Below are 24,277 nucleotides of genomic sequence, written 5' to 3'. Positions count from 1 at the left end.
CGTCTCCCGTCTCCGTAGCCTCCTGGTAGTCCGGAAATTAACACAAACAGTGATCCAATTTAACCATCTGTAATCGAATCGATGTACGCGCAGTCAATGACCGATATACACGCAGTCAGCGAGGGCCGGCGGCCGCAGGGCGGTGGAGCCGTCCGGTGCCGCTCCTAGGCGGTGGAACGGAGCGCTCCAAGAGGCTGGCCGAGATCGAGCGAGCCGAGCACCGAGCCGTCGTCCGCGAGCGCCTCGACCACCGGGGCGCGGCGCGCTCCCCACACGACCACGGCGTGGCCGTGCGCCGGCACGCTCATGAAGCGGTTGCCGACGCGCAACCGTGCCACTTCGGCCGAGACCTGCAGCCGTGCCTGGCTGACCCACTTGGCGCCCCACGGCAGCAGCCGGTCGGCGTTGCGGACGGTCTTGCCGGTGCCGTACCGCCGGAGGTGCTGCCCGCCGAGCTCGGACGCGGTGCGGCGCGCGAGCGGCTGGTCGGGCGCCGATCCGCCGCCACCGCCCAGCTCCATCCACTCGCCGTTGCGGCGGTGGAACATGGTGCCCTCGATGAACAGCCCGAGCGGCTCGCGGCTCAGGAACGTGACGACGCCGATGTCGCCGTCCACGTCGACGCCGAGCGGCAGGAATCCGGTCGCGTCGTCGAACTCGGCCGGCGCGGGCTCCGGCATCCCGTCGCGCAGCAGCCGGAGGAGCTCGTCGTACAGCTCGTGGTCGGTCATCTCCGGAAACCTCTTGATCGTGCTCGTGCCGGACAGCGGAACGGGCCCCTCCGAAGCCGGAAGAGGGCCCGATGTCAAAACTCCACTCTAAGGGTCGCAGTCGGCTGATTTCACCCGTTCGGTGGACGTCAGGACGTCGCTCCGCCGTCCACGACGAGATCGTGCCCCACGACGAAACTCGCCTGGTCGGAGGCCAGCCACAGCACCGCGTCCGCGACTTCTCCGGGGTCGCTGACGCGGCCTGCGGGGACGGCGGCGCGCACGCGGGCGTCGCGGTCCTCTCGCGTCTCACCGGGACGGTAGGACATGGGGGTGTCGCTCGCGCCGGGACTGACGGCGTTGATGCGCACGCCGTCGCCGATGTACTCGCGCGCGGCGGTCCGGGTGAGCACACTCACACCCGCCTTGGACGCGGCGTACGCGGCGAGGCCGGGGCGGCGCCCGTGCGCGCCGATGTTGGAGGCCATGTTGACGATGGCGCCGCCGCCGTTGGCCCTCATGTGGGCGATCTCGTGCTTCATCGACAGGAACACCCCGGTCAGGTTGACGTCCAGCACCGCCTTCCAGACGTCCTCGTCCAGGTCGGCGGTCGGTGCTCCCTTGCCGAAGACGCCGGCGGCGTTGAACGCGACGTCGAGCCGGCCGTGGCGTGCGGCGACGGTCGCGACCATGCGGGCGGCGTCGGCGGAGTCGGTCACGTCGGCGACGACGGAGTCCGCCCGGCCGCCCGCCGCGTCGATCTCCCTCACCGCGTCCGCGAGCTCGGCGGCGCCGCGCCCGGCGAGGACGACGGTGGCCCCCTCCCGGGCGAACGCGAGCGCGGTCGTGCGGGCGATGGCTCCGGCGCCGCCGGTGATGAGGACGACCTTGCCATCGAACCGGGTGGCCATTCGGGAGTACCTTCTTTCGAGAACGATTGATCTTGAATAAGCGGGGACGGGTGCCCGCGTCGGGCGGGGAGGGCGTCAGCCGAGCAGGGCGGCGGCTTGGGCGGCGGCGTCGCGCAGCCGTCCGGGGTCCGCGGCCGCCCGGCCCATCACGCGCATGCCCTGGAAGAGCACCAGCAGCATCCGGGCGATCCCGCGCGGGTCCTTGTCTGCGGAGAGCTCGCCCTGGGCCTGGGCCCTCGTCAACGCGGAGGTCAGCGAGGTCTCCAGGACGGTCCAGCTCGCCTCGACCGCGCGGGCGGCCTCGGCGTCGCGGCCGGCGAGCTCGACCGCGGTGTTGACCACCATGCAGCCACGGCGGTCCGGGTCGAGGGCCGACTCCGCCGCGTACCGCTCGATGAGCGTGCGGACCGCGGGCAGGACCGGCCCGGGCTGGGAGAGCGCCATCACGATCTGCGGGTCCTTGTGCTGCAGGTAGCGGTCCAGGGCCTTGAGGTAGAGCTCGTGCTTGCCGCCGAACGTCCCGTAGATGCTCGCGCGGGCGATCCCCAGGTGCTCCACGAGATCGGCCATCGACGTCGGCTCGTAGCCGCGCTGCCAGAACAGCTCCACGGCGCGTTGCAGTGCCGCGTCGGGGTCGAACTCCTTGGTCCGTGCCATGAATACGACCCTAGCTTTTTCAAGAACGATCGGTCAATTTTGACCGGCGGCCATCGGCGGGACCGGTCGGCGGACTCGACGTCCGGCCGGCCGCACCGGTTCACTCCGGGCAGGTATCCGGGCCTCGGACGGCTGCACGCCGCGCAGGCCCCGGACGGCCAGCGCGGCGCACGCCACGGCCAGCGGCAGCTCCACGGCGACCGCGAGACCGGCCGCCGTCGCCCGCTCGGCACCCGGGGCGGACGTGGTGACGTCGAACCAGGCGTCCATGGCCAGCAGCGCGGCGGTCGCGGCCGCCGTGAGGCTGTGCCGGGGGTCCTTGCGCCGCAGCAGGACGCCCGTGCCGGCCAGCCCCGCCGCCAGCATCGCGTCCAGCCCGACCCACGCCGTGGACCAGTTGGAGACCTCCGTGGTGGACGGCAGCCGGGTGGCGAGCACGTACATCCACGGCACCATCGCCGCTCCGGCGCCGGTCAGCGCCCATCCCAGGACGCCGGTGCGCGTCCGCCGTGCAGGTTCGAAGATCATGTTCAAAGCCTGGCCGGAACCGGCGTCACCTTCAGTAATGGCGATATCCGTCCTGGGGTGGCACTAGCTTCACCCCCGGTCTTCACCCGCGCTCCATGGCGGCACCCCAGCAGGGCCAATACGGTGGTGCCCCATGGCATCCATCTCTGCGTTGGAGCGTGCGCGCACGCACGCTCCGTGGTCGGCGGCGGCGTGGCGGAACACCACGTTCGTCGTCTCAGGGGTGCCGCTGCAGCTCGCGGTCTTGTTGCCGTTCTGGGCCCCGTACCGCTACTGGTGGGTCTCGGTGATCATGGCGCTGCTCCTGGCGCATCCGCTCACCCGCGCGCATCGCGAACGGTTCTGGGCCATGCTCGGCGTCGAGATCCCGTCGCTCCCGCGCAAGGACCGGTACGGGCCCGGCCGGCGGGGCACCGTGCGCTGGTTGCGCTCGTGGACGACCTGGCGGGTGCTCCTCTACCACCTGCTCGTGGGCCCGCTCATCGCGGCGGGCGGGCTGGCGACGCTGTGGGCATGGGCGGCGGGTGCGGCCATGGCCGCGCTCCCCACGTTCGCCTGGGCGCTTCCCGACTCCAGCAGCGTGTCGCTCAACAGCCATGACATCACCGTCGCGATCATCTGCGCGGGTGGAGTACTGCTGCTGGTGGCCGCTCCCTGGCTGGCGAGCGGCGTCACCCGCCTCGACACGCGTGCCGGGCTCGCCCTCCTGGGCCCGAGCCGCGCCGAGGAGCTGGAACGCAAGGTCGAGGACCTCGCCGAGAAGCGCGCCAGCGTCGTCGACGCGGCCGACCTCGAACGGCGCCGCATCGAGCGGGACCTGCATGACGGCGCCCAGCAGCGCCTCGTCTCGCTGGCCATGAACCTCGGGCTGGCACGGGAGACGCTCACCGGCGTCCCGGCCGAGGCCATGCAGGTGATCGTCGAGGCGCACGAGGAGGCCAAGGAGGCGCTCACCGAGCTGCGCGACCTGATCCGCGGCCTGCACCCGGCCGTGCTGGAGGACCGCGGCCTGGACGCCGCGCTCTCCGGGGTCGCCGCCCGCGTCCCCCTGCCCGTACGGCTCCGGGTGGACGTGCCGGAGCGCGCGTCCTCCACCGTCGAGGCCGTGGCCTACTTCGTCGTCTCCGAGGCGCTCACCAACGTGGTCAAGCACGCTCAGGCGACCAAGGTGGAGATCGCCGTGGACCGGATCGGCGACCTCCTCCGGGTGACCGTCACCGACGACGGGATCGGCGGCGCCGTTCCGTCCGACGGCGGCGGCTCGGGCGGGACCGGGCTGGCGGGGCTGGCGCGGCGCGTGCAGTCCGTGGACGGTACGTTCCGGATCACCAGTCCCGCCGGGGGACCGACGACCATCACCGTGGAGTTGCCGTGCGCATTGTGATCGCCGAGGACTCGGTCCTGCTGCGAGCCGGGCTGACCAAGCTCGTGGAGACGGCCGGGTTCGAGGTCGTGGCGGCGGTCGGTGAGGCCGAGGGACTGCTCGCCGCGGTGGAGCGGCACCGTCCGGACGCGGCGATCGTGGACGTGCGGATGCCGCCCGGCTTCACCGACGAGGGGATCCGCGCCGCGCTGGTCATCCGCCGGCAGTGGCCCGAGGTCGCCGTCCTGGTGCTGTCCCAGTACGTGGAGGAGCGGTACGCGGCCGACCTGCTGGCGGCCAACACCAGCGGCGTCGGCTACCTGCTGAAGGACCGCGTCGCCGACGTCTCGGTGTTCCTCGACGGGCTGCGGCGCGTGGCCACCGGCGGCACCGCGCTCGACCCCGAGGTGGTGTCCCAGCTGCTGTTGCGCCGCAACAGCGATCCGCTCGAACGCCTGACGCCGCGCGAGCGCGAGGTCCTGGAGCTCATGGCCGAGGGCCGTTCCAACGCGGGCATCGCCGAGAAGCTGGTCGTCAGCGACAGTGCCGTGGCCAAGCACATCAACAACATCCTCGCCAAGCTCGACCTGCCCCACGCCGAGGGCGACCACCGCCGGGTGCTCGCGGTGCTGACGTACCTCCGAGGGGGAGAGACGGCGTGACGATGACCGGATCTCGGACGGCCGAAGGCGGCGGCATGGGCGCGGCGCCGCCGGAACGGCCCCGCCGCAGGAGCGTCTGGATCGTGCTGGCGGCACTGACCGCGATGGTGGTGGTCGTTCCCACCGGCGTGACCACGCTGGGCGAGGTGCTCGAACGGACCGCCAGCGCGACCGAGATCGTGCCCGGCGCCATCACGGCGGTGGAGGTCGACGCGGGTGCCGCGAGCGTCGCCGTCGGTGCCGGCGCGACCGGGCGGACGAGGCTCCACAGCACGCTGCGCTGGTCCGTCCGCAGGCCGCAAGTGATCAAGAGTGTGCAGGCCCGGGTGCTGAAGATCCTCGTCGTCTGTGGCGAGGACGAGACACCGTTCGCCGGTTTCGGCTGCGAGGCCGAGCTGGACCTTCAGGTGCCGCCCGCCGTGTCGCTCCGTGTCCAGACGACCTCCGGGCAGGTCGACGTCCGCGACATCGCCGGTGACGTGCGCATCCAGGGCAGCTCGGGCGAGGTCCGGCTGGCGAACCTGCGCGGCAGGATCTGGGCGGGGGCCAACTCGGGCACGATCGCCGGCAAGGGGCTCCTCTCGCCCGAGGTGGACGCGGGCGTGCGGTCCGGTTCGATCGACCTCGCGTTCGCCGACCCGCCCGCGAAGGTGAGCGTGCGGACGGGGTCGGGCGGCGCCGTCGTCACCGTTCCGCGCGGTTCGCACTACCGGGTGGACGGCGAGACCCGTTCGGGCGGACGTGAGATCGACGGTGCCCTGAAGGACGACGCCGCCACCGGGCAGATCAGTGCCACCACCGGCTCGGGCTCCGTGCGCATCGGGTACCCCGAGGGCCGCTGAAGTGGCGGCGACGCCGGTACCCATGGCGTAGTGACGCAGGTCATAGCGGGTGCGGCCCGATTTGCGTCATCTATATCGAGCGGGTTTACTGATGACATCATGATCGACGTACGCACCCACCTCACGCGCGCCCCGCTGTCACCGCGGGCCATGCGCTGTGCGTGCCGTCGTCGAATGTGTGACCTCTGAGGGCCCCTGCCAGAGCCTCGCGCCCCGAAGCGAGCGAACTCCGACCCCCGAGCCGCACATGATCTTCGAACTGCATCTGCTGAGCCACGCGCCGTGGCCGCCCGGCCGCTCGTAGAGCCCGCGTTTCCCGCGTTCCCGGCTGTCCCGGCATCGTCGGCAGTCCTGTCCTGATCACCCGCTCCGCCTGACGGCGGTGACTTCCGCACGGATGAATTCCCTTGATTCAGATCGAAAAACTCCGAAAGGTCTACCGCGCCCGCGGGCGTGAGGTGACCGCCGTCGACGGCGTCGACCTGGAGGTCCGCGAGGGCGAGATCTTCGGCGTGCTCGGCCGCAGCGGTGCCGGCAAGAGCACCCTGCTCCGCTGCGTCAACCTCCTCGAACGGCCCGACGCGGGCCGCGTGGTGATCGACGGGCAGGACCTGCTCGCGCTCTCCGGCGGCGGGCTGCGCACGGCCCGCCAGGGCATCGGCATGATCCACCAGCACTTCGGCCTGCTCGGCAGCCGCACGGTCGCCGGCAACGTCGCGTTCCCGCTGGAGGTCATGGGCGTGCCCAGGGCCGAGCGTGCCGAGCGAGTGGCCGAGCTCCTGGAGCTCGTCGGGCTGAGCGAGCACGCCAAGGCCTACCCGGCGCAGATCTCCGGCGGGCAGAAGCAGCGCGTCGGCATCGCCCGCGCGCTCGCGGGACGGCCCAAGGTGCTGCTCTCCGACGAGGCCACGTCGGCGCTCGACCCGGAGACCACGGCGTCGATCCTGGAGCTGCTGCGCGACCTCAACCGCCGGCTGGGCCTCACCGTGCTGCTGATCACCCACGAGATGGACGTGGTCAAGCGCATCTGCGACTCGGCCGCGATCATGCGCGACGGCCGGGTGGTGGAGTCGGGCAAGGTCCGCGACCTGCTGCTGCGGCCGGGCTCCGAGCTGGCCCGCGGCCTGTTCCCGCTGCCCGAGCCGGCCGTCCGGCCCGGCACCACCGTGGTGGACGTGACGTTCGAGGGCGACAGCGCCGACAAGCCGTTCGTCTCCACCCTCGCCCGCAAGTACTCCATCGACGTCAACATCCTCGGCGGCGCCGTCGAGGAGATCGGCGACGCCCGCATCGGCCGGCTGCGCATCGAGCTTCCCGGCGACCCGCAGGTCAACGCGGCCCAGCTGGCGCACCTGCGCGAGTCCGGCCTGACCGTCGAGGTCCACGGCGGCCTCGCCTCCCCACCCGAGGCCCGTACCGCAGAGGAGGCGCTCTCATGACCTGGAGCGAGGTGTGGCCGCTGCTGTGGCCGGCCACCAAGGAGACGCTCACCATGACCGCCGTGGCGACGGCGTTCACGGCGGTGCTCGGCACCCTCCTCGGCGTCCTGCTCGTGCTCACCGAGCGGGGCGGCCTGCTGCCGATCCCGCCGCTCAACAAGGTGCTCGGCTTCGTGGTGAACGTGGGCCGGTCGCTGCCCTTCCTCATCCTGATGGTCGCGATCATCCCGTTCACCAAGGTGGTCACGGGCACCAGCCTGGGCAACACCGCCGCGATCGTGCCGCTCACGGTCGGCGCCATCCCGTTCTACGCGCGGATGGTCGAGATCGCCCTGCGCGAGGTGGATCCGGGCGTCATCCACGCGGCCCACGCGATGGGCGCCACCCGCCGCGAGATCGTCGGCAAGGTGCTGCTGCGCGAGGCCCGGCCGGGCCTGGTGGCCGGCCTCACGGTCACCGTGATCGCGCTGATCGGCTACACCGCGATGGCCGGCACGGTCGGCGGCGGCGGCCTCGGCAACCTGGCCATCGTCTACGGCTACGAGCGCTTCGAGACCAAAGTCATGATCGCCACCGTCGTGCTGCTCGTCGCCATCGTGCTGATCGTCCAGGCGGCCGGTGACCTCCTCGCCCGGCGCCTCACCCACAAATAGACCTCTCCCGGACAGATCCCCACCAAGAGAAAGGCACTCTTCGTGCTTCGCAAGATCACTATCGCGCTGGCCTCCGTCGGACTGCTCGCCGGGCTGACCGCCTGCGGCTCGTCCGACGCGTCCGAGGACGAGAACGCGCCGCTCAAGGTCGCCGTCAACCCGGTGCCGCACGGCGACATCCTCAAGTACGTCAAGGACAACCTGGCGAGCAAGGCCGGCCTCAAGCTGGACATCGTCACGTTCGACGACTACGTGCAGCCGAACAACGCGCTGAAGGAGAAGCAGGTCACCGCCAACTACTTCCAGCACGTGCCGTTCATGCGGGAGTTCGAGAAGAAGGCCGGCAGCAAGCTGACCTTCGTCGCGCCGGTCCACCTCGAGCCCCTGGGGATCTACTCGAAGAAGGTCAAGGACATCAAGGCGGTGCCGCAGGGCGCCACCATCGCGGTCCCGAACGACCCGGCCAACTACGGCCGCTCGCTGAAGCTGCTCGCCGACAACGGCGTGCTCACCCTGAAGCCGGGCGCGTCCACCAGCGCGACCGACAAGGACATCGCGTCCAACCCCAAGGGCCTGAAGTTCAAGGCGCTCAAGGCCGCCCAGCTGCCCCGGTCGCTGGACGACGTCGACCTGTCGGTGATCAACGGCAACTACGCCATCGAGGCGAACCTGGCGCCGAACAAGGACGCCCTGGTCGCTGAGAAGGCCGAGGGCAACCCCTACGCCAACGGCATCGTCACGCTGCCGGAGAACAAGGACGACCCGCGGGTGAAGAAGCTGGTCCAGCTGCTCCAGGGTCCCGAGGTCAAGAAGTTCGTCGAGGACAAGTACAAGGGCTCGGTGCTCATCGCCACCTCCTGACACATGCGTGCTCAACGGCCCCGGACGGAACTCCGTCCGGGGCCTCCTCGTCTCTACGGGTGCGAAACTCGCTCGCGGCCGGCGGGGACGGCCTGCCACTCTGGTGCGGGCGGCCGACCGAACGGGGAAACACGTGTCCGGACCCGACGGCGAACTCGACCCCGCCACCGCGCGTTCCATCGCCGCGGCGCTCCAGCGCCTGCTGCGCTCCGCCGCGGACAGGGTCAGCGACGACAACGCCCGGTCGCCCCTGATCAGGCGGCTGACCGATCACCTGGGCTGCGAGTTCCACGACGTGCTCACCGTCGACGAGGACTTCGCCGACTGGGATCACGCCAGCCTGCAACGCGGCGTTGAGGCCTATCTCCAGGAGCACTCGCCGGACGCCGAATGGTTCGGGATCGCGGGCGGCGAGCGGCACTTCGAGAGCCTCGACTCGATGCTGACGCGCGCGCTCGACTTCGGCTCGTTCCGGCTCGGGCGGGCCGACTACGGCACCACCGGCATCGCGCCCGACCGCAACATGGAGGTCGTCAAGCTCGGCATGGTGCCGAGCCGCGCCGCCGACGGCACGCCCGTCGTCCTCGGCGTCCAGACGACCGAGGACTACAACCGGCAGGTCGGCCTGGTCGTCTTCGCCCGGGAACGCGAGGTCGCCAAGGCGGTCCGCGACGAGGTGCGGCGCCTCAAGGAGAAGCACGACGTCCTGCGCGGCCAGTTCGTGAGCTTCGGCGTCAGCGAGCACATGGAGAACCAGCTGGTCACGTTCCTTCCGCGCGCCGAGCTGACCGCGGCGGACGTGATCCTTCCCGATGGCCGGCTGGAGGGCATCCAGGCGCACGTCGTCGGCATCGCCGAGCAGGCCGACCGCCTCCTGGCCGCCGGCCAGCACCTCAAGCGCGGCGTGCTGCTCTACGGGCCGCCCGGCACCGGCAAGACCCACAGCGTCCGCTACCTCATCGGGCAGCTCACCGGCTACACCGTGATCCAGCTGACCGGGCCGGCCATGCGCTTCCTCGACAACGCCGTGGCTTTGGCCCGCCGCCTCCAGCCGGCCGTGATCGTCCTGGAGGACGTGGACCTGGTGGCCGAGGACCGCGAGATGTTCGAGAGCTCACCGATCCTCTTCTCCCTTCTCGACGCGATGGACGGCATCGCCGAGGACGCCGACGTGGTGTTCCTGCTCACCACCAACCGCGTCGAGGTCCTCGAACGCGCCCTCACCGAACGTCCCGGCCGCGTCGACCTGGCGGTGGAGATCCCGCGTCCCGACGCCGAGGGCCGGCTGCGCCTGCTCCGCCTCTACGCGCGGCACCTCCGCCTCGACGCCGACCTGGACGCCGTGGTCGAACGCACCGAGGGCGTGACCGCCTCGTTCATCAAGGAGCTCCTCCGCCGCGCCGTCCTCGTGGCCCTCCGCACCCAGGAGAACGTGGAGTTCCTCGACGACGAGCACTTCACGCAGGCCCTGGAAGGCATGTCGGCCCCCGGCCAGGGCCTCACCGCGGGCCTCCTGGGCGCCGCGACCGAAGACGACGAGATCTTCGAAGATTTCGAGGACCCGGCCGACGAGGTCCCCGTCTCCTTCCGCCGTCCAGGCCCCCGTCCCCGCGCCTGGCCGGGCCCGCCGCCCAACTGCCCCTAGCCTTCCGCGCCTTCGGTGACGCCTTCCGGACAGAAGTCGCCTCTGGATACGGAATAAAGCGTTCCGTTCTGCTATGGTGAGAGCAGAACGTTCCGTTCCGATCCTTGGGAGCTAGTCATGACCTTTCTCGTCACCGGTGCCACCGGAACCGTCGGCCGTCTCATCGTCGCCGAGCTCCTCGCGGCCGGCCGGCCGGTTCGCGCCCTGACCAGGAACCCCGCCTCGGCCGCGCTCCCCGACGGCGTCGAGGTCGTCGCCGGCGACCTCGCCCGCCCCGACTCGCTGGCGGGCGTCTTCGACGGCGTCGAGGCCGCGCACCTCATCAACTTCGCGGGCGACGACTACACGCCGCTGCCGGACGGTGCCGGGCTGGTGAAGCTGGCCGCCGAGGCGGGCGTGCGGCGGATCACGGTGCTCGGCGGGCGCGCGGAGGGCGAGCTGGAGCAGGCCCTGGCCGCGAGCGGCATCGAGTGGACGCTGCTCGAGCCGGTCGAGTTCATGTCCAACACGCTGCGCTGGTGGGCCCAGACGGTCAAGACCGAGGGCGTCATCAAGGAGCCGTTCGGCGAGCGGCTGAGCGCCCTGGTGCACGAGCGCGACATCGCGGCCGTGGCCGCGACGATCCTCGTCGAGGGCGGCCACGACGGCGAGACCTGCACGATCACCGGCCCCGAGGCGATCACGCTCAGGGAGAAGGTCGCGATCCTGGGCGCGGCCATCGGCCGGGAGATCGGGTTCGTGGAGCTGACCGTCGACGAGGCGCGGGCCAAGTGGCGCGCCGACGGCATGGGCGAGGAGACCATCGAGTTCCTCGTCCACGCCCTGGGAAACACGCCGGAGGCCGGCTACACCGTGGTCCCGACCGTGAAGGAGATCACCGGCCGGGACGCGCGCGGCTTCGCCCAGTGGGCCGCGGAGAACGCCGACGCGTTCCGCGCGTGATCGCGGGACGGCGAGACGGAGGCCGGTGATCCGTCTCGCCGTCATCCGTGGCGCCGGCGGCGGACGGCGTACGCCACGGTGACCGCCGCCAGCAACGGTCCCCAGGCCACGAGCGGCGCGTAGCAGAGCAGCAGGATCACGCCCTTGGAGCCGTGGGGCAGTTCCGGATCGGGCTCGAAGTCGACGAACACCATCGGGGTCCAGATCGCCGTCAGCGCGGCCGCCCCGAGGGCGGCGGGAATGATCGCGGCGAGCGGCCGGATCTCACGGCCGCGCAGGTAGGGGATCCAGCGCGGCCAGACCTCGCCCCACGGCCGGACCAGGCCCATGCTGAGGAACGCCAGCGCCTCGGACAGGACCGTCAGTCCGATCACGTACGGCAGCACGTACCAGGGGCCGTCCGACGGGTCCTGCGACCCGGTGAAACCAGCCGGAAGGCCCAACCCGAACAGGATCCGCCAGATGCCGGACGGCAGCGCGCACCACAACGTCGCCTGCGCGGCCCAGTCGGCCCAGCGCGGAACGGGCCCCTTGGTCGTGCGGACGGTGCCGGCGGGCTTGGCCGCGGTCATGGCCGTCATCGCACGCTCCCGCTGCTCTGAAAGGCCGCCGCCTTGGCCTCGTCCGGGCCGGTGGCCAGCAGCGCCCCGGCGATGAGCGCGGTCAGGGCCGCGATCACCGCCAGCTTGATCTTCACCTTCGTGGTCATGCGGACCACGATCTCCCGCGGCCCAAGCGCGGAACTTCCCCCGCACGGCCCGTCCACCTCCCCCGCAGGGGTGGTTCTGCGACGATCGTCGTATGGCGGAGCTGAGTATCAGGGACATCACGATCGACTGCGGTGATCCGGAGCGCCTGGCCGGATTCTGGGGGGCGCTCCTCGGCCGGCCCGTCGCCGCCAGGACCGGCCCCTACGTCTGGCTCCGCCGCGAGAACGGCCTGGCGCTCGGCTTCCAGCGGGTCACCGAACCCAAGACCGGCAAGAACCGGGTGCACCTCGACCTCGCGGCCGCGGATCCGGCGGCCGAGCAGCGGCGGATCGAGGCGCTGGGCGGGCGGCGGCTGACGGAGTACGACGAGGGCGGCTTCCTCGTCATGGCCGATCCCGAGGGGAACGAGTTCTGCGTCCTGCCCGCCGGGCCGTTCGAGGTCGACGCCGAAGGCCGGGCGCATTACCCGGCCTGAGGGTCAGGCCGGGATGGGCTGCTTGGTCAGGGCGATGTAGGTGGGGTCGCCAGGGAGATTCTGGTGGATGACCAGGCGGGCCGTGTAGATGTGGTTCTCGGCGGGGCCCCGGTAGGAGACGCGGAAGGTGCAGCTGTAACCCGGCTTGAGCTCGTAGTTGGCGCACGTCTTGTCGGTGTAGAAGTTGGCGTCGTCCAGCATCACGAAGCTGTAGAGCTTCATGGCCGCGGTGCCGGTGTTGCGGAGCGTGACCTCCTGGGTGCAATCGTCGCCGGGGCAGACCAGGTAGACGGAGTCGTCGGAAACCACGAGGCGCGGCGTTCCGCCGGGCTTCGGGGTGGTCTTTCCGCCGTTCGTCGACGAGCCCGAGCCCGAGCCGGAGCCCTTCGAACCGCCGGAGTGCCCGGAACCGGAGCCGCTCGGGCTGGAGCCCCCGGTGGTCTTGCCGCTCTGGTTGATCTCCACCTTGCAGCCGGTGGCGGTCGAAATCATCAGGGCGGCCGCGCCGACGGCGACAAGCGCACCGAATTTCTTGCTCATGGGGAACCTCCGGGGGTCTTAATGGCATGGGGTCGAACGTTTGGACCGCCGTTTCCCGGAGTTGGTTGGCGGAGGGCCCTGGCCGTATCAGGTCCGAACTTTTCGAGGTCAGGGCATGCGGACGTGGAGCTTTTTGGGCGAGTGGCCCTGGTTTGTCGGGCGTTCCTGGTAGGACAGGGAGCCGACGATCAGTGAAAGGGACCGCATGTCCATCTACGACCACCTCGTGGAATACGCCGGGCTCCTGATAGAGCCGTTCACCGAGGACACCGCGCCCGACGGCGAGTTCCCCGAGCCGGGCGGGGTGGCCTGGGCGCTCCGCACGAGCTTCGACGAGGACGCGTTCGACAACGTTTTCGCGGCCTTCCTGGAAAGGGTCGACACCACCGAGGTGACGGCCCTGGTCATCGGGTACTGGGGCGCCTCGTACGACAAGGAGGTCGCCGACCCGGTGGCGCTGCTGGCCGGCGCCGCCGACCGGTTCCCCAAGCTGCGGGCGCTCTTCCTCGGGGACATCACCCCTGAGGAGTCGGAGATCTCGTGGATCGAGCACACCGACGTCAGCCCGCTGCTCGCCGCGTTCCCGCTGCTGGAGCGGTTCGAGGTACGGGGCGGGCAGGGGCTGCGGCTCGATCCGTTCCGCAGCGAGACGCTCAGGGTGCTGCGGTTCGAGTCGGGCGGCCTGCCCGCGAGCGTCGTCCGGGCCGTGGGCGCGAGCGACCTGCCCAACCTGGAGCAGCTCGACCTGTGGCTCGGCGTCGACGAGTACGGGGGAGACGCGACGATCGGCGACCTCGCCCCGGTGCTGAGCGGTGAGCGGCTCCCGGCGCTCCGGCACCTCGGGCTGGAGGACTCCGAGCTCCAGGACGAGATCGCGGCGGCGGTGGCCGGGGCGCCGGTCGTCGCGCGGCTGGAGTCGCTGAGCCTGGCCATGGGGATGATGACCGACGACGGCGCCGAGAGCCTGCTGTCGGGGCAGCCGCTGACCCATCTGAAGCGCCTCGACCTGCATCACCACTTCCTGTCCGACGCGATGATGGAGCGGGTGCGCGCCGCCCTGCCCGGCGTCGAGGTCGACCTGAGCGAGCAGGAGACGCCGGAGGACGACGACTGGCGTTACGTCGCGGTCTCGGAGTAGGCGCCATGGGCTTCGACAAGCATCTCTCCGACTTCGGCGGGCCGCCGGTCTTCCCGTTCCTGCGCGAGCCGGAGTGGGACGTCGGTCTCAACGTGGCGGCGGCGGAATGACCTTCACCGTCATCGGGACCCCGGGGGATCGGCGGGTCGCGTCGTTCGCGGCCGCGTGCGACGCCGAGCCGCCGGTGATCGCCTGGTCGGACGTGCTGCGGGGTGCCCGGTTCGCGATCGAGCCGGGCACGCGGCTGCGCGTCGACTCGCCCGGCGAGGATCCCGAGGCGGACGCGCTGCTGCGCGGGCCGGGTGATCCGTCCCGGGTCGGCGGCGGAGCACGCTGGTACGCGACGTTCACCGCGGCGCTGGAACGGATCGGCGCCGCCGCCGAAGCGGCCGGGGCGCGACTGCTGAACGATCCGCACGAGATCGCGGTGATGTTCGACAAGCGGCGGTGCCATGCGCTGCTGAGCTCGGCCGGTGTGCCCGTTCCGGTCGCGTTGCCGCAGGTCGGAGGCTACGGCGAGCTGCGGGCGCGGATGGCGGACGGGCGGCTGCGGCGGGTCTTCGTCAAGCCCGCGCACGGATCGTCGGCGGCCGGGGTCGTCGCGTTGCAGACGGCCCCGGGCGGCCGGATCAAGGCGGTCACGTCGGTGGCGGTGACACCGCGCGGCCCGCACAACTCGCTGCGCGTGCGCTCGTACGAGTCGGAACGCGAGGTCGCGGCGCTGATCGACGCCCTCGCGCCGGACGGCCTGCACGTCGAGGCGTGGGTGCCCAAGGCGTCGATGCGCGGCCGGACGCTGGATCTGCGGGTCGTCGTGATCGCCGGTGAGGCGACCCACGCGGTGGTGCGGACCAGCCGGCACGCGATGACGAACCTCCATCTGGGCGGGACGCGCGGGGACCTCGGGGCGGTGCGGGACGCGCTGGGGGAGAGCGGCTGGCGGCGGGCCCTGGAGGTGTGCGAGCAGGCGGCAGGGTGTTTCCCGCGCAGCCTCATGGTCGGGGTCGACCTTCTCGTCGGGGTCGGCTGGCGGAGGTTCGCCATTGGCGAGGTGAACGCCTTCGGGGATCTGCTGCCGGGGCTGACCGGCCTCCCCGGCACGTCGGCTGAGGGCCTGGACACCTACACTGCCCAGGTCAAAGCCGCTTCGTTGAGGAACGTCCCGGTATGAACGACATGAACGAGATCGTCGGCAGCCATGATGTGCTGCTGGTGACGCTCGACACGTTGCGCTACGACGTGGCGGCCGAGCTGGCGGAGGCGGGCGGTACGCCGACGCTCGCGAGCCTGCTGCCGGGCGGCCGGTGGGAACGGCGGCACACCCCGGGCAGTTTCACCTATGCGGCGCACACCGCGATGCTCGCCGGTTTCCTGCCGACCCCGGCGAGCCCTGGGCCCCACCCGAGACTGTTCGCGGGGAGGTTCCCCGGCAGCGAGACCACAGCGGACGGCACGTGGACGTTCGACGCCGCAGACCTTCCGGCCGGGCTAGCCAAAGTCGGCTATCACACGGTGTGCGTCGGGGGTGTGGGCTTCTTCAACAAGCTGACGCCGCTGGGCTCGGCGCTTCCGGGGCTCTTCGCGGAGAGCCACTGGGAGCCGTCGTTCGGCGTCACCGATCCCGCTTCGCTCGCCCATCAGATCGACCGGATCGGTGAGGTCGTGGGCAGGCTGCCCGCCGGCCGACGCCTGTTCCTGCTGCTGAACGTGGCGGCGCTGCACCAGCCCAACTGGTTCTACCTGGACGGCGGGACGCGGGAGGACGGCGACTCCCGAGCCAGCCACGCCGCCGCACTGCGGTACGTGGACGGGCAGCTCGGACGCCTGTTCGGCCTGATGCGGCGCCCCTGCTTCGTGATCGTGTGCTCGGATCACGGGACGGCGTACGGCGAGGACGGGCACACCGGTCACCGCATCGGTCACGAGGTCGTCTGGACCGTTCCGTACGGGGAGTTCGTTCTCTCGTGAAGCCGGTGGAGCCCGTGAAGCCGTACCAGAGTTACGTCTACGCCTACCCTCACAAGACCGCCTACCGCCCGTTGCGGCCAGAGCCCAAGCTCGGCGAGGTGTGGGCGCACGAATCCCGCGACGCGCTCTTCCTCTATCTCCACATTCCGTTCTGCGAGATGCGCTGCGGCTTCTGCAATCTCTTCACGCGTACGGGCGCGCCTGAGGAGCTGACCGACGCCTACCTCGCCGCTCTAGAACGGCAGGCTTCGGCAGTACAGGAGGCCCTAGGCGACGCCTCGTTCGCCACGGCCGCGTTCGGCGGAGGCACGCCGACCTACCTCACCGCCGCCGAGCTGCACCGGCTTTGCGACATCGCCTACCGCTTCGGCGACCTCGCGGCGATCCCCCTCGGCGTCGAGACCTCACCGGCCACGGCCACCACCGACCGGCTGACCGTGCTCCGCGACCGCGGCACCACCCGTGTGTCGATCGGCGTGCAGAGCTTCGTCGACGCCGAGGCGCGCGCCGCCGTCCGGCCGCAGAAGCGGGCCGAGGTGGAGGCCGCGCTCGACCGCATCCGCGCCGTGGGCTTCCCGGTCCTCAACATCGACCTGATCTACGGCATCGACGGGCAGACCCCGGAGACCTGGCTGCACTCGCTCGACTCCGCCCTCACCTGGAAGCCGGAGGAGCTCTACCTCTATCCGCTCTACGTCCGTCCGCTCACCGGCCTCGGACGGCAGGCCCGCGATTGGGACGACCAGCGGCTGGAGCTCTACCGCATCGGCCGCGACCATCTGCTCGCCAACGGCTATGAGCAGGTGTCGATGCGGATGTTCCGGCTGGCGGGGAGTGGCTCCGGCGGCACCGAATACTGCTGCCAGACCGACGGCATGGTCGGGCTGGGCTGTGGTGCGCGTTCGTACACGTCCGAGCTGCACTACTCGTTCGAGTACGCGGTAGGGGCGAGCCAGGTGCGTGGAATCATCGACGACTACGTTGGCGAGAACGACTTCGGTACGGCTCGCGTGGGTTTCGTACTCAACGAAGATGAACGCAGGCGACGGCATCTCATCCAGTCCCTCCTCCAGACGTCGGGCCTGAACCGTGCCGCCTACCGTGAGCGCTTCCACACCGATGCCGCCGCCGACTTCAGCCAGGAGACGGCCGCCTTCGCAGATCACGGCTGGCTCGACCTGGACGACGACGTCATCACGCTCACCGCCGAGGGGCTGGCCTACTCCGACGCGATCGGGCCGGCGCTCTTCTCGGGCCGGGTGCGCGCGCTCATGGACTCGTACGAGGCACGATGACGACTGGTGGACCGACGTCCGATGCGCTGACCATCCTCTACCGGGGCCCGCTCGCCAGCTGCGACTACGACTGCCCCTACTGCCCGTTCGCCAAGCGCCGCGACACCCCCGAGCAGCTCCGCGCCGACCGGGCGGCCCTGGAACGCTTCGCCGGCTGGGTGTCGGCGCAGGCCCACCCGGTCTCGGTGCTCTTCACGCCGTGGGGCGAGGGGCTCGTCCGCTCGTGGTACCGCCGCGCCCTGGTCGAGCTCAGCCATCTCCCGCATGTCGAACGCGTCGCGATCCAGACGAACCTCAGCCACCGCGTCGACTGGACGGCCGAGGCCGACACATCCACCCTCGCGCTGTGGACGACCTACCATCCGGGCCAGGTGCCGTACGAGCGCTTCCTCGCCAAGTGCCGCGACCTGAACGCGCGCGGCATCCGCTTCAGCGTCGGCGTCGTCGGGCAGCCCGAGCACCTGGCCGCCGCCCGCCGCCTCCGCGCCGATCTGCCGCCCGGCACCTACGTCTGGGTGAACGCAGCGGAGGGACGCACCTACACCGACGCGGAAGCGGCCAGCTGGACCGCGATCGACCCGCTCTTCTCGTTCAGCCGCCACCCGCACGCCAGCCTCGGCCAAGCCTGCCGCACCGGAGACACCGTGATCTCTGTGGACGGCGAGGGCACGGTGCGCCGGTGCCATTTCGTCCCGGCCGTCCTCGGCAACCTCTACGACGGCTCGTTCCGGACGGCGCTCAAGCCGCGCCCGTGCCCCCTCGACGTCTGCGACTGCCACATCGGGTACGTCCACCTGGAACCGCTCGGCCTCTACGACGTCTTCGCCGGGGGCGTCCTCGAACGGATCCCTCATCTCTGACGGGGCGGGCGGTAGGTGAGCCGCCACGCCTCGTTCAACAGCTCCGCGAGCTCACCCTCGTCCACCTTCTCCAGGTGAACGACGACCCACCCGAACCGTCCCGACGAGTAACCCGGCTCGTAGACCTCGGGCGCTTCGGCGACGAGCGCGGCCTGCTCGGCGCGCATCGCCTTGACCATCGCCTTCCGCTCGTCCTCGGTGATCCACGTGAAGATCGTGCCGGACGTGCGGAAGTACGTGTGCCCGTTGCGCCCCGGGACCTCCTCGGTCCCGGGCAGTGCCAGCAGAGTCCGCCGCACGTCGTCCAGACCGCCCATGACCACCGACGATAGCCGCGGCGTGAACCCGACCGGGCCGAGGTGGCGAGATATCACCGACAAACCGCAGCGAAAGGTCAACGTCGGATATGGATCTCCTCGCCCTGCTCCGCGCGCTCGGGCTCCACCTCGAACACGCTCCGCCCGCCTCGCTCGGCCGCCAGCGGGACCGCCTCGTCAAGGCCGTCGACGCGCGCCGATGACCACGATCACCTCGCCGCGGAGCCGCGGCCGCGCCCTCGCCTGGGTCTCCATCGCCCTCGCCGCCACGGCCGTCGCCATTACGCTCGGCGCGTACGGCTACTACTGGCGCATCCAGAACAGCATCCGGCACGAGGACCCGAACAAGCTGATCACCGGCGAGCGGCCCAGGAAGCTGAACGACGCGCTCAACATCCTGATGCTCGGCTCCGACACGCGCGAGGGCGCCAACGTCCAGTACGGCCGGTCGTTGCGCGACAAACTGCCCGCCTCGGACACGATGATCCTGCTGCACCTGTCGCCCGGGGGCGGGCAGGCGGTCGGGATCAGCTTCGCGCGCGACCTGATGGTGCCGATCCCGGCCTGCAGGCGCGAGGACGGCAGCCGGGCCCCGGCGTCCTCGCTCGCCATGCTGAACGAGGCGATCGGGCGCGCCGGGCCGACGTGCACGATCGACACGCTCGAGAAGCTCACTCGCATCAAGATCGACCACTTCGTCCAGGTCGACTTCGTCGGCTTCGAGAAGATCACCTCCGCCGTCGGCGGCGTGCCGATCTGCCTGGACGAGGCGGTGAACGACCCGAAATCCGGGCTGAACCTGGGTAAGGGCCCGCACCGGGTCGAGGGCAAACAGGCGCTGGCGTACGTACGGGCCCGTAAGGAGATCGGCGACGGCTCGGACACCCAGCGCATCCAGCGGCAGCAACGCTTTCTCGGCTCGCTCGCCAAGCAGGCCATGAGCGGCGGCGTGCTGACCGACCCGGGCAGGCTCAACACCCTGCTCACCTCCTCGGCCAGGTCGCTCACCACCGACCGCGAGCTCACCGTGTCCCGCATGCTGAAGATCGCGCAGGGCATGCGCGACTTGACCGCGGGCAGGGTGCGCTTCCTGACCGTCCCTGACGAGCCGTACGCCCCGGACCGGAACCGCCGCCAGCTCGCGCAGCCCGCCGCGACGCGATTCCTGAACGCCGTCCGCAACGACGAGAAGATCACCGAACCGGCCCCGCCGCCGCCCATCCAGGCCGCGATCCGGGTCCTGAACGGCTCCGGCGCCGAAGGCCAGGCACGCCTGGCGGCCGCGACCCTGACGGAGCGCGGCTTCAAGGTCACCAAGGTCGGCAACCTGCGCAGCCCCGCGGCCAAGACCCAGATCCGGTACGGCAAGGGCGGCGCCGCCCAGGCCAAGGCCATCGCCGCACTGATCCCCGGAGCCAAGCCCGTCGCGTCGGCCTCCGTGCCCAGCGGCACGGTGGACGTGGTGCTCGGCCCGGACTTCACCGGCCTCAAGATCGCCGGAATCCCGCGCCAGCAAGGCGAGCACCGCGCCAGCGACGCCCTCTGCGCGGAGGATCAGGGGTCATGATCGCCTAGCGTGGCGGCCGTGAACACGATCGGGCCCGCGGCCAACAACGGGGTGACCGCGACCCGAAAGGAACTCATGAAAGCTCCTCCCCAGGCCCGCGACGACGCCTCCCTCGTCGCGGAGTCGCTGCGCGATCCCGAGCGGTTCGCGCGGCTCTACGACCGCTACTTCACCGACATCCATCGCTACCTGGCCGGGCGGCTCGGCTGCGAGACCGCCGACGACCTCGCTGCCGAGACCTTCCTGATCGCCTTCCGGCGCCGGGCCGCCTTCGACCGCGGCGGCGGTCACCGCGGCGGTCGTGATCGCCGGGAACGACACCACGTCCGTGCCGAGCCCCGCAGGACACCCCGGCCCGCCGGATCCTGCTCGCCGCCGCCGCCAAGAGCGAGGCGGCCCCATCTACCGGCCGCTACCTGCGGTTCGAGGTGGAGGAAGGCTCGTGGCACCGGGTGGGCACGAAGAAGCGGCCCTACATCGTGCACCAGCGCCGGGGACAAGGACAGCAGCGAGTACACGGACATGCCCGGGGGCCGAAGGTCGGGGAAACGGAGTCCGGGCTCGACCCCGCGAAGCTGTCGGCCAAGCCCGCGGAGCTGCGGCGCCAACTGCTCGCCTGGACCCGGTCGGGCGGCCTGGCCGGACCGGTGGAGGGCGACTCGGCCCAGCTGTGGGCCGCCGCCTCGGACGTGCTCTTCCACCCGGGCGGGCCGGTGAGCCCGCAGGTGCGCGCCGCCTGCTACCGGGTCCTGGCCGACCTGCCGGACGTCCGGTCGCTCGGCGAGGTGGCCGATGCCCGCGGCCGGCGCGGCCAGGGACTCACCCGGGCCGGCGCCGAGGGCGTCGGGCCCGGCCAGTACAAGCTCATCATCGATCTCCGTGGGGGCCTTCCCCTCGCGGAAGAGATGCCGGGTGGTCCGGACGGGCGTCCCAGCACCTACTTCCTGGTGACGGGCACGGGCTACACCGCCACGGCTCCCGGCGCGAACTAGCCGGGGCGGGCGGATGACAGGTGCCCGTCGGTAGCGGGGAAGGGGCCACCGACGGGCACCGGCTCTGTGGCAGGTCTCCTGCCCTGCGGCGATGCCGCTCGGGTCAGGTCTCCTGCTCGGGGCGGTAGTCGGCCTCGGTCACGCCGAACGTCCAGGCGACGCCCTCGCGGGCGGTGCGGGTGGCGGGCGGGACGCGCAGGTAGTAGGTGCGGTACGTGCCGTCCGGCTCGGGGGTGGAGTTGACCACCTCGACCATGGCCACGGGCTCGTCGCCCGCCAGGTCGATGCGCCACAGCACCCCGGTCTCGTCCTTGTGCACGGGCCGGGCGCCGGTCTCGGCGAGATAGCGGTCGTAGCCGAAGATCTCCAGCATCACCCGGCGGAGCTCGGCGTTCTCCTCCGCGTCGATACGGGCGGGGTCGAGCCCGCCCAGCGAGGCGATGAAGCCGGCCGGGATCGGCATGCCGCGCCAGGCGTGCAGCGCGAACCCGTCGGCGTACGCGAGGGCCGGGCCGTCGCCCCGGTGAAGACGGCCCGGCTCGTCGCGGTGCAGCTCGACGGGGCGTTCGGAGACGATGGCGACCCGCTCGTACGGCCACCACCAGCCCGCCGCCCGCGCGGCCGCCGCGAGGCCGGACAGCCCGTCGAGACGATCGAGGGAGTCGAAGAGCGCCAGCCACGGCGCGTCGTGCTGGCCCAGCACCGCCTCCACGCAGGCACCGCGCAGCACCGCCACGGCGTCGGCGACCTTCCGGTCGGCCGAATCGTCGGCGGCCTCGTCGACCGGCGCGCGCACGGCCTGCCGGACGCGCGTCACGAGATCGTTGACCTGCGACCAGAGCGGCGCGCCGGTCTCGGCCCAGGCACGTGCCCATCCCTGCGGCCCCAGCTCGGCGGTGGCCTCAGCCCGAGCCCGCTCCCAAGGCCGCGTCCGCACGGCCTCACGCACAGACCCGCCCGCCCCCACACCCGCAAGGAAGCCAGCGGCAGAAGCTACGCCCGCAGGAGTGGCGCCCGTAGGGGCGACACTCGCGGAGCTGGCGCTCCCAGAGCCGGTGTCTGTGGGGGCGGCGCTCCCAAAGATGGCGTGGCCGGACGCGTCGCCAGGGGCGGCGGCTTCGAGAGGCGCGTCTCCCGAGGCGGCGGCGGCGAGGGTGGTGCGGGCGGCGGCCACCTCGTCGGTCAGGCCGGCGTGTTCCAGGGGCTCGGCGTGGCCGGTCAGGACGGCGGCGGTCACGGCGCCGGCCATGGGGGAGGGGACCCAGATGAAGTGCTCGGGCTCGGGCAGATCGGCGGCCCGGTAGGCGGCGCGGATACCGGCCTCGGCCTGCTCGCGGTCTGTGGCACCCGTCGCGAACGCCGTCGCCTGCCAGTCGGTGCCGATCACGGTGGCGGTCATCAGTCGGCCACGACCCGGACGGCGCCCGGCACGTACTCGCGCTGGCGGATCACCCGGTACCAGCCCTTGGGCAGGCTGATGGCGGCGTGCTCCTCGTGGCTCAGCCGCCCGCCGGACGGCAGGTGCAGGTAGTCGGCCTTCAGGGGGTCGGGGTCGCGCAGCAGCGTGCCCTGGGCGACGAGCGCGTGCGCGTGCCCCGTGGCCTCGCCGAGGGCCAGGACCATCCGGCCCCGGCCGTCGCGCGGCGCGGGCGGGAGGGCGCGTACGGCCTGGGGAACGGCTTCCTCAGGCACGGGCAGGATGAGGATGTCTCCCTGTCGGTACATGCCGCGAATCTAGGCCGCGCCACTGACATTTCTTCGCGCGTCGCGGGCGCGCAGGTCAGAAGCCCCGGGTGCGGCGGGCGGCCGGGCGGGCCCAGCGGCCCGAGGCGCTGAGGCCGACGCGCTGGAAGGCTCGCACGAGTTCGCTGCCGAGCTGGACGCCGGCGCCGAGCGCGAGACCGACGGAGAGAGCCGCGACCAGGCTGAGCATGCCGTTCTCGGGCGAGCCGGTGTTGATCTCGACCATGCCGCGATATAGGAGCGTTCCAGGAAGGAGCGGCGAGATGGCAGGGACGACGTAGGGCAGGGCGGGGGCGTGGCGGCGCGCGGCGTAGAGGTTGCCCAGCGTGCCGATCACCATGGCGGAGATGGCCGAGGCGAGGACCGGCTTGACGCCCCAGCCCAGGAGCGTGACGTACAGGACCCAGATCAGCCCGCCTCCGACGGCGGCGGGTATCAGGACCGACCGCGGAACGACCAGGCAGACCGCGAACGTCACCGCGACCGCCGCCGCCGCCAGGATCGCGACCGGAGAAAGGAACGCCGGGAAGTCGGGCAGGTGCTGGACGTCGATGTCGACGCCGAAGTGCACCGCGGCGTAGACCATCACGCCGAGGCCCGCCACGATCGCGGTGATCAGGAAGAAGACCTCGAGCAGGCGGGCGCCGGCGTTGACCATGTTGCCGGTGATGCCGTCCTGGATGCTCGCCACGAGCGGGCGGCCGGGGAGCAGCGCGAGGATCGCGCCGGTGACGATCGTCGAGGCCCGGTTGGGGTTGCCCAGCGCGATCACCAGCACGGCGGCGCCCGCCGCGATCGCCGAGGCCACCGAGAGCTGGAAGAACTCCGCGACCCCGCGCCGGGCCAGCGCGGCGGCGGTGCGGTCGCCGAGCAGCGTCGCGACGAACGCGGTGCTCGCGACCAGCGGCCCGCCGCCCACCAGAACGGCAGCGGACGCGGCGATCAGCCCGAAGCACACGACCAGGAGCCAGGGCGGGTACGGGGCGCGGCCGTGCTTGATCTCGGCGAGCCTCTTGTGCGCGTCGTCCAGCTCCAGCATGCCGATGGAGGACTCCTGGACGAGGGAGTGCAACTCGGCGAGGCGCCAGAACGCGGGGGTGCGGCGCCGGACGGTCCGGGCGGCGGTGACGGGCACCGCGCCCAGGCCGGGATGCACGGAGATCTGGAGAGAGGTGAAGGTCACCTGGACCTCGCAGCGCGGCAGCTCGAAGGCCTGCGCGAGGCTGAGCATCGCCTCGTTGATGCGTTCGGTCGACTCGCCGCTGGCCAGCAGCAGATCGCCGACCCGCAGGACGAGGTCGATCGCCCGCGGATCGACCAGCTCGCCCGGCTCGTCCTCGGGGGGCTCCGCCGGAGCCCCGTCCATCAGAACCTGGAAGGTGCGCCGCACCCGTTCCGCTGCCCGCCCCATACGCAGACGTGATCCTCCGCGCCTGATCAGTGATCTTCCCTGGGCAGG

At 71.5% G+C, this 24,277-nt stretch carries 27 protein-coding genes; 16 read left to right on the top strand and 11 right to left on the bottom strand.

Going from position 1 to position 24,277, the window contains the following annotated elements; genetic code table 11:
* Positions 1 to 164: 164 nt before the first annotated feature.
* From ACGFNU_RS28830 to ACGFNU_RS28815, 4 genes are all read right to left on the bottom strand, one after another.
* Entirely contained in the window at positions 165 to 731 is a 567-nt protein-coding gene (locus tag ACGFNU_RS28830) for a hypothetical protein (protein ID WP_392598535.1), read from the bottom strand.
* Positions 732 to 859: 128 nt separating this feature from the next.
* The gene (locus ACGFNU_RS28825) at positions 860 to 1,621 is read right to left on the bottom strand and encodes an SDR family NAD(P)-dependent oxidoreductase (RefSeq protein ID WP_392598533.1); all 762 of its coding nucleotides are present in this window, start codon (positions 1,619 to 1,621) and stop codon (positions 860 to 862) included.
* A gap of 75 nt (positions 1,622 to 1,696) precedes the next feature.
* Positions 1,697 to 2,278: a TetR/AcrR family transcriptional regulator gene (locus ACGFNU_RS28820; RefSeq protein WP_392598532.1), complete on the bottom strand. Its 582-nt coding sequence runs from the start codon at positions 2,276 to 2,278 to the stop codon at positions 1,697 to 1,699.
* Between the two features lie 33 nt (positions 2,279 to 2,311).
* A complete protein-coding gene (locus tag ACGFNU_RS28815; protein WP_392598530.1) occupies positions 2,312 to 2,806 on the bottom strand; it encodes a hypothetical protein in 495 nt (164 codons plus the stop codon).
* Between the two features lie 133 nt (positions 2,807 to 2,939).
* On the opposite strand from ACGFNU_RS28815, the gene ACGFNU_RS28810 reads away from it, so the two are divergent.
* The 8 genes from ACGFNU_RS28810 (at position 2,940) to ACGFNU_RS28775 (ending at position 11,213) form a co-directional block, all read left to right on the top strand.
* A complete protein-coding gene (locus ACGFNU_RS28810) occupies positions 2,940 to 4,190 on the top strand; it encodes a histidine kinase (RefSeq protein ID WP_392598528.1) in 1,251 nt (416 codons plus the stop codon).
* Positions 4,178 to 4,831: a response regulator gene (locus ACGFNU_RS28805; RefSeq protein WP_392598526.1), complete on the top strand. Its 654-nt coding sequence runs from the start codon at positions 4,178 to 4,180 to the stop codon at positions 4,829 to 4,831. The genes ACGFNU_RS28810 and ACGFNU_RS28805 overlap by 13 nt, the downstream gene beginning before the upstream one ends.
* A 2-nt stretch (positions 4,832 to 4,833) precedes the next feature.
* Positions 4,834 to 5,673, top strand: coding sequence for a DUF4097 family beta strand repeat-containing protein (locus tag ACGFNU_RS28800; RefSeq protein ID WP_392598524.1), 840 nt, complete (start codon positions 4,834 to 4,836; stop codon positions 5,671 to 5,673).
* A 407-nt stretch (positions 5,674 to 6,080) separates the two neighbouring features.
* Positions 6,081 to 7,112: a methionine ABC transporter ATP-binding protein gene (locus tag ACGFNU_RS28795; protein ID WP_392598522.1), complete on the top strand. Its 1,032-nt coding sequence runs from the start codon at positions 6,081 to 6,083 to the stop codon at positions 7,110 to 7,112.
* A complete protein-coding gene (locus ACGFNU_RS28790; protein ID WP_392598520.1) occupies positions 7,109 to 7,765 on the top strand; it encodes a methionine ABC transporter permease in 657 nt (218 codons plus the stop codon). The genes ACGFNU_RS28795 and ACGFNU_RS28790 overlap by 4 nt, the downstream gene beginning before the upstream one ends.
* A 42-nt stretch (positions 7,766 to 7,807) precedes the next feature.
* Positions 7,808 to 8,626, top strand: coding sequence for a MetQ/NlpA family ABC transporter substrate-binding protein (locus tag ACGFNU_RS28785; protein WP_392598518.1), 819 nt, complete (start codon positions 7,808 to 7,810; stop codon positions 8,624 to 8,626).
* A 133-nt stretch (positions 8,627 to 8,759) separates the two neighbouring features.
* Positions 8,760 to 10,271 carry an AAA family ATPase gene (locus ACGFNU_RS28780; RefSeq protein ID WP_392598516.1) on the top strand — a complete coding sequence of 504 codons (1,512 nt, stop codon included), beginning with the start codon at positions 8,760 to 8,762 and terminating at the stop codon, positions 10,269 to 10,271.
* A 117-nt stretch (positions 10,272 to 10,388) separates the two neighbouring features.
* Positions 10,389 to 11,213 carry an NAD(P)H-binding protein gene (locus ACGFNU_RS28775; protein ID WP_392598514.1) on the top strand — a complete coding sequence of 275 codons (825 nt, stop codon included), beginning with the start codon at positions 10,389 to 10,391 and terminating at the stop codon, positions 11,211 to 11,213.
* Positions 11,214 to 11,254: 41 nt separating this feature from the next.
* Here ACGFNU_RS28775 and ACGFNU_RS28770 read toward each other — a convergent pair whose 3' ends face one another.
* Both ACGFNU_RS28770 and ACGFNU_RS28765 read right to left on the bottom strand, forming a co-directional pair.
* A complete protein-coding gene (locus ACGFNU_RS28770) occupies positions 11,255 to 11,794 on the bottom strand; it encodes a hypothetical protein (RefSeq protein WP_392598512.1) in 540 nt (179 codons plus the stop codon).
* Positions 11,791 to 11,922, bottom strand: a complete 132-nt coding sequence (locus ACGFNU_RS28765) for a hypothetical protein (RefSeq protein WP_392598511.1) — start codon at positions 11,920 to 11,922, stop codon at positions 11,791 to 11,793. Before ACGFNU_RS28765 ends, ACGFNU_RS28770 begins: the two co-directional genes overlap by 4 nt.
* Before the next feature lie 92 nt (positions 11,923 to 12,014).
* Between ACGFNU_RS28765 and ACGFNU_RS28760 the strand changes: the two genes are divergently transcribed.
* Positions 12,015 to 12,398 (top strand): VOC family protein, encoded by a 384-nt coding sequence (locus ACGFNU_RS28760; RefSeq protein ID WP_392598509.1) that lies wholly within the window; start codon positions 12,015 to 12,017, stop codon positions 12,396 to 12,398.
* A 3-nt stretch (positions 12,399 to 12,401) separates the two neighbouring features.
* Here the strand turns inward: ACGFNU_RS28760 and ACGFNU_RS28755 are convergent, their stop codons facing one another.
* Positions 12,402 to 12,938 carry a hypothetical protein gene (locus ACGFNU_RS28755; RefSeq protein WP_392598508.1) on the bottom strand — a complete coding sequence of 179 codons (537 nt, stop codon included), beginning with the start codon at positions 12,936 to 12,938 and terminating at the stop codon, positions 12,402 to 12,404.
* 205 nt (positions 12,939 to 13,143) lie between these two features.
* On the opposite strand from ACGFNU_RS28755, the gene ACGFNU_RS28750 reads away from it, so the two are divergent.
* The 5 genes from ACGFNU_RS28750 (at position 13,144) to ACGFNU_RS28730 (ending at position 18,199) form a co-directional block, all read left to right on the top strand.
* Positions 13,144 to 14,076, top strand: a complete 933-nt coding sequence (locus ACGFNU_RS28750) for an STM4015 family protein (protein ID WP_392598506.1) — start codon at positions 13,144 to 13,146, stop codon at positions 14,074 to 14,076.
* A gap of 106 nt (positions 14,077 to 14,182) precedes the next feature.
* The gene (locus ACGFNU_RS28745; RefSeq protein WP_392598505.1) at positions 14,183 to 15,247 is read left to right on the top strand and encodes an STM4014 family protein; all 1,065 of its coding nucleotides are present in this window, start codon (positions 14,183 to 14,185) and stop codon (positions 15,245 to 15,247) included.
* Positions 15,244 to 16,044: an STM4013/SEN3800 family hydrolase gene (locus tag ACGFNU_RS28740; RefSeq protein WP_392598503.1), complete on the top strand. Its 801-nt coding sequence runs from the start codon at positions 15,244 to 15,246 to the stop codon at positions 16,042 to 16,044. The genes ACGFNU_RS28745 and ACGFNU_RS28740 overlap by 4 nt, the downstream gene beginning before the upstream one ends.
* Entirely contained in the window at positions 16,041 to 17,339 is a 1,299-nt protein-coding gene (locus ACGFNU_RS28735) for an STM4012 family radical SAM protein (RefSeq protein WP_392598501.1), read from the top strand. The genes ACGFNU_RS28740 and ACGFNU_RS28735 overlap by 4 nt, the downstream gene beginning before the upstream one ends.
* Positions 17,336 to 18,199 (top strand): STM4011 family radical SAM protein, encoded by an 864-nt coding sequence (locus ACGFNU_RS28730; protein ID WP_392598500.1) that lies wholly within the window; start codon positions 17,336 to 17,338, stop codon positions 18,197 to 18,199. Before ACGFNU_RS28735 ends, ACGFNU_RS28730 begins: the two co-directional genes overlap by 4 nt.
* Here ACGFNU_RS28730 and ACGFNU_RS28725 read toward each other — a convergent pair.
* Positions 18,190 to 18,516: an MmcQ/YjbR family DNA-binding protein gene (locus ACGFNU_RS28725; protein ID WP_392598498.1), complete on the bottom strand. Its 327-nt coding sequence runs from the start codon at positions 18,514 to 18,516 to the stop codon at positions 18,190 to 18,192. The two genes, ACGFNU_RS28730 and ACGFNU_RS28725, sit on opposite strands and share 10 nt — an antisense overlap.
* Before the next feature lie 199 nt (positions 18,517 to 18,715).
* Between ACGFNU_RS28725 and ACGFNU_RS28720 the strand changes: the two genes are divergently transcribed.
* Both ACGFNU_RS28720 and ACGFNU_RS28715 read left to right on the top strand, forming a co-directional pair.
* Entirely contained in the window at positions 18,716 to 20,083 is a 1,368-nt protein-coding gene (locus tag ACGFNU_RS28720) for an LCP family protein (protein WP_392598496.1), read from the top strand.
* 452 nt (positions 20,084 to 20,535) lie between these two features.
* Positions 20,536 to 21,075, top strand: coding sequence for a hypothetical protein (locus ACGFNU_RS28715; protein WP_392598494.1), 540 nt, complete (start codon positions 20,536 to 20,538; stop codon positions 21,073 to 21,075).
* A gap of 103 nt (positions 21,076 to 21,178) precedes the next feature.
* On the opposite strand, the gene ACGFNU_RS28710 is transcribed toward ACGFNU_RS28715, so the two are convergent.
* Genes ACGFNU_RS28710 through ACGFNU_RS28700 form a run of 3 tightly spaced genes read right to left on the bottom strand, consistent with a single transcriptional unit; the run spans position 21,179 to position 24,229 of the window.
* Positions 21,179 to 22,474, bottom strand: coding sequence for a DUF6745 domain-containing protein (locus ACGFNU_RS28710; RefSeq protein WP_392598493.1), 1,296 nt, complete (start codon positions 22,472 to 22,474; stop codon positions 21,179 to 21,181).
* Positions 22,474 to 22,800, bottom strand: coding sequence for a hypothetical protein (locus ACGFNU_RS28705; protein WP_392598491.1), 327 nt, complete (start codon positions 22,798 to 22,800; stop codon positions 22,474 to 22,476). The genes ACGFNU_RS28710 and ACGFNU_RS28705 overlap by 1 nt, the downstream gene beginning before the upstream one ends.
* 55 nt (positions 22,801 to 22,855) lie before the next feature.
* Positions 22,856 to 24,229 carry a threonine/serine exporter ThrE family protein gene (locus ACGFNU_RS28700; RefSeq protein WP_392598489.1) on the bottom strand — a complete coding sequence of 458 codons (1,374 nt, stop codon included), beginning with the start codon at positions 24,227 to 24,229 and terminating at the stop codon, positions 22,856 to 22,858.
* Positions 24,230 to 24,277 lie beyond the last annotated feature (48 nt).

The sequence above is a fragment of the Spirillospora sp. NPDC048911 genome (assembly GCF_043198015.1).
Taxonomy (GTDB): Bacteria; Actinomycetota; Actinomycetes; order Streptosporangiales; family Streptosporangiaceae; genus Spirillospora.
Note: the sequence above shows the minus strand (reverse complement) of the source record. Positions and strands in the feature narration are given on the sequence as shown.

Coding starts and splice junctions, on each gene's coding strand:
- ACGFNU_RS28830 (WP_392598535.1), bottom strand. CDS start 731: ATGACCGACCACGAGCTGTACGACGAGCTCCTCCGGCTGCTGCGCGAC.
- ACGFNU_RS28825 (WP_392598533.1), bottom strand. CDS start 1,621: ATGGCCACCCGGTTCGATGGCAAGGTCGTCCTCATCACCGGCGGCGCC.
- ACGFNU_RS28820 (WP_392598532.1), bottom strand. CDS start 2,278: ATGGCACGGACCAAGGAGTTCGACCCCGACGCGGCACTGCAACGCGCC.
- ACGFNU_RS28815 (WP_392598530.1), bottom strand. CDS start 2,806: ATGATCTTCGAACCTGCACGGCGGACGCGCACCGGCGTCCTGGGATGG.
- ACGFNU_RS28810 (WP_392598528.1), top strand. CDS start 2,940: ATGGCATCCATCTCTGCGTTGGAGCGTGCGCGCACGCACGCTCCGTGG.
- ACGFNU_RS28800 (WP_392598524.1), top strand. CDS start 4,834: ATGACCGGATCTCGGACGGCCGAAGGCGGCGGCATGGGCGCGGCGCCG.
- ACGFNU_RS28790 (WP_392598520.1), top strand. CDS start 7,109: ATGACCTGGAGCGAGGTGTGGCCGCTGCTGTGGCCGGCCACCAAGGAG.
- ACGFNU_RS28775 (WP_392598514.1), top strand. CDS start 10,389: ATGACCTTTCTCGTCACCGGTGCCACCGGAACCGTCGGCCGTCTCATC.
- ACGFNU_RS28770 (WP_392598512.1), bottom strand. CDS start 11,794: ATGACGGCCATGACCGCGGCCAAGCCCGCCGGCACCGTCCGCACGACC.
- ACGFNU_RS28765 (WP_392598511.1), bottom strand. CDS start 11,922: ATGACCACGAAGGTGAAGATCAAGCTGGCGGTGATCGCGGCCCTGACC.
- ACGFNU_RS28760 (WP_392598509.1), top strand. CDS start 12,015: ATGGCGGAGCTGAGTATCAGGGACATCACGATCGACTGCGGTGATCCG.
- ACGFNU_RS28755 (WP_392598508.1), bottom strand. CDS start 12,938: ATGAGCAAGAAATTCGGTGCGCTTGTCGCCGTCGGCGCGGCCGCCCTG.
- ACGFNU_RS28750 (WP_392598506.1), top strand. CDS start 13,144: ATGTCCATCTACGACCACCTCGTGGAATACGCCGGGCTCCTGATAGAG.
- ACGFNU_RS28745 (WP_392598505.1), top strand. CDS start 14,183: ATGACCTTCACCGTCATCGGGACCCCGGGGGATCGGCGGGTCGCGTCG.
- ACGFNU_RS28740 (WP_392598503.1), top strand. CDS start 15,244: ATGAACGACATGAACGAGATCGTCGGCAGCCATGATGTGCTGCTGGTG.
- ACGFNU_RS28730 (WP_392598500.1), top strand. CDS start 17,336: ATGACGACTGGTGGACCGACGTCCGATGCGCTGACCATCCTCTACCGG.
- ACGFNU_RS28725 (WP_392598498.1), bottom strand. CDS start 18,516: ATGGGCGGTCTGGACGACGTGCGGCGGACTCTGCTGGCACTGCCCGGG.
- ACGFNU_RS28720 (WP_392598496.1), top strand. CDS start 18,716: ATGACCACGATCACCTCGCCGCGGAGCCGCGGCCGCGCCCTCGCCTGG.
- ACGFNU_RS28710 (WP_392598493.1), bottom strand. CDS start 22,474: ATGACCGCCACCGTGATCGGCACCGACTGGCAGGCGACGGCGTTCGCG.
- ACGFNU_RS28705 (WP_392598491.1), bottom strand. CDS start 22,800: ATGTACCGACAGGGAGACATCCTCATCCTGCCCGTGCCTGAGGAAGCC.
- ACGFNU_RS28700 (WP_392598489.1), bottom strand. CDS start 24,229: ATGGGGCGGGCAGCGGAACGGGTGCGGCGCACCTTCCAGGTTCTGATG.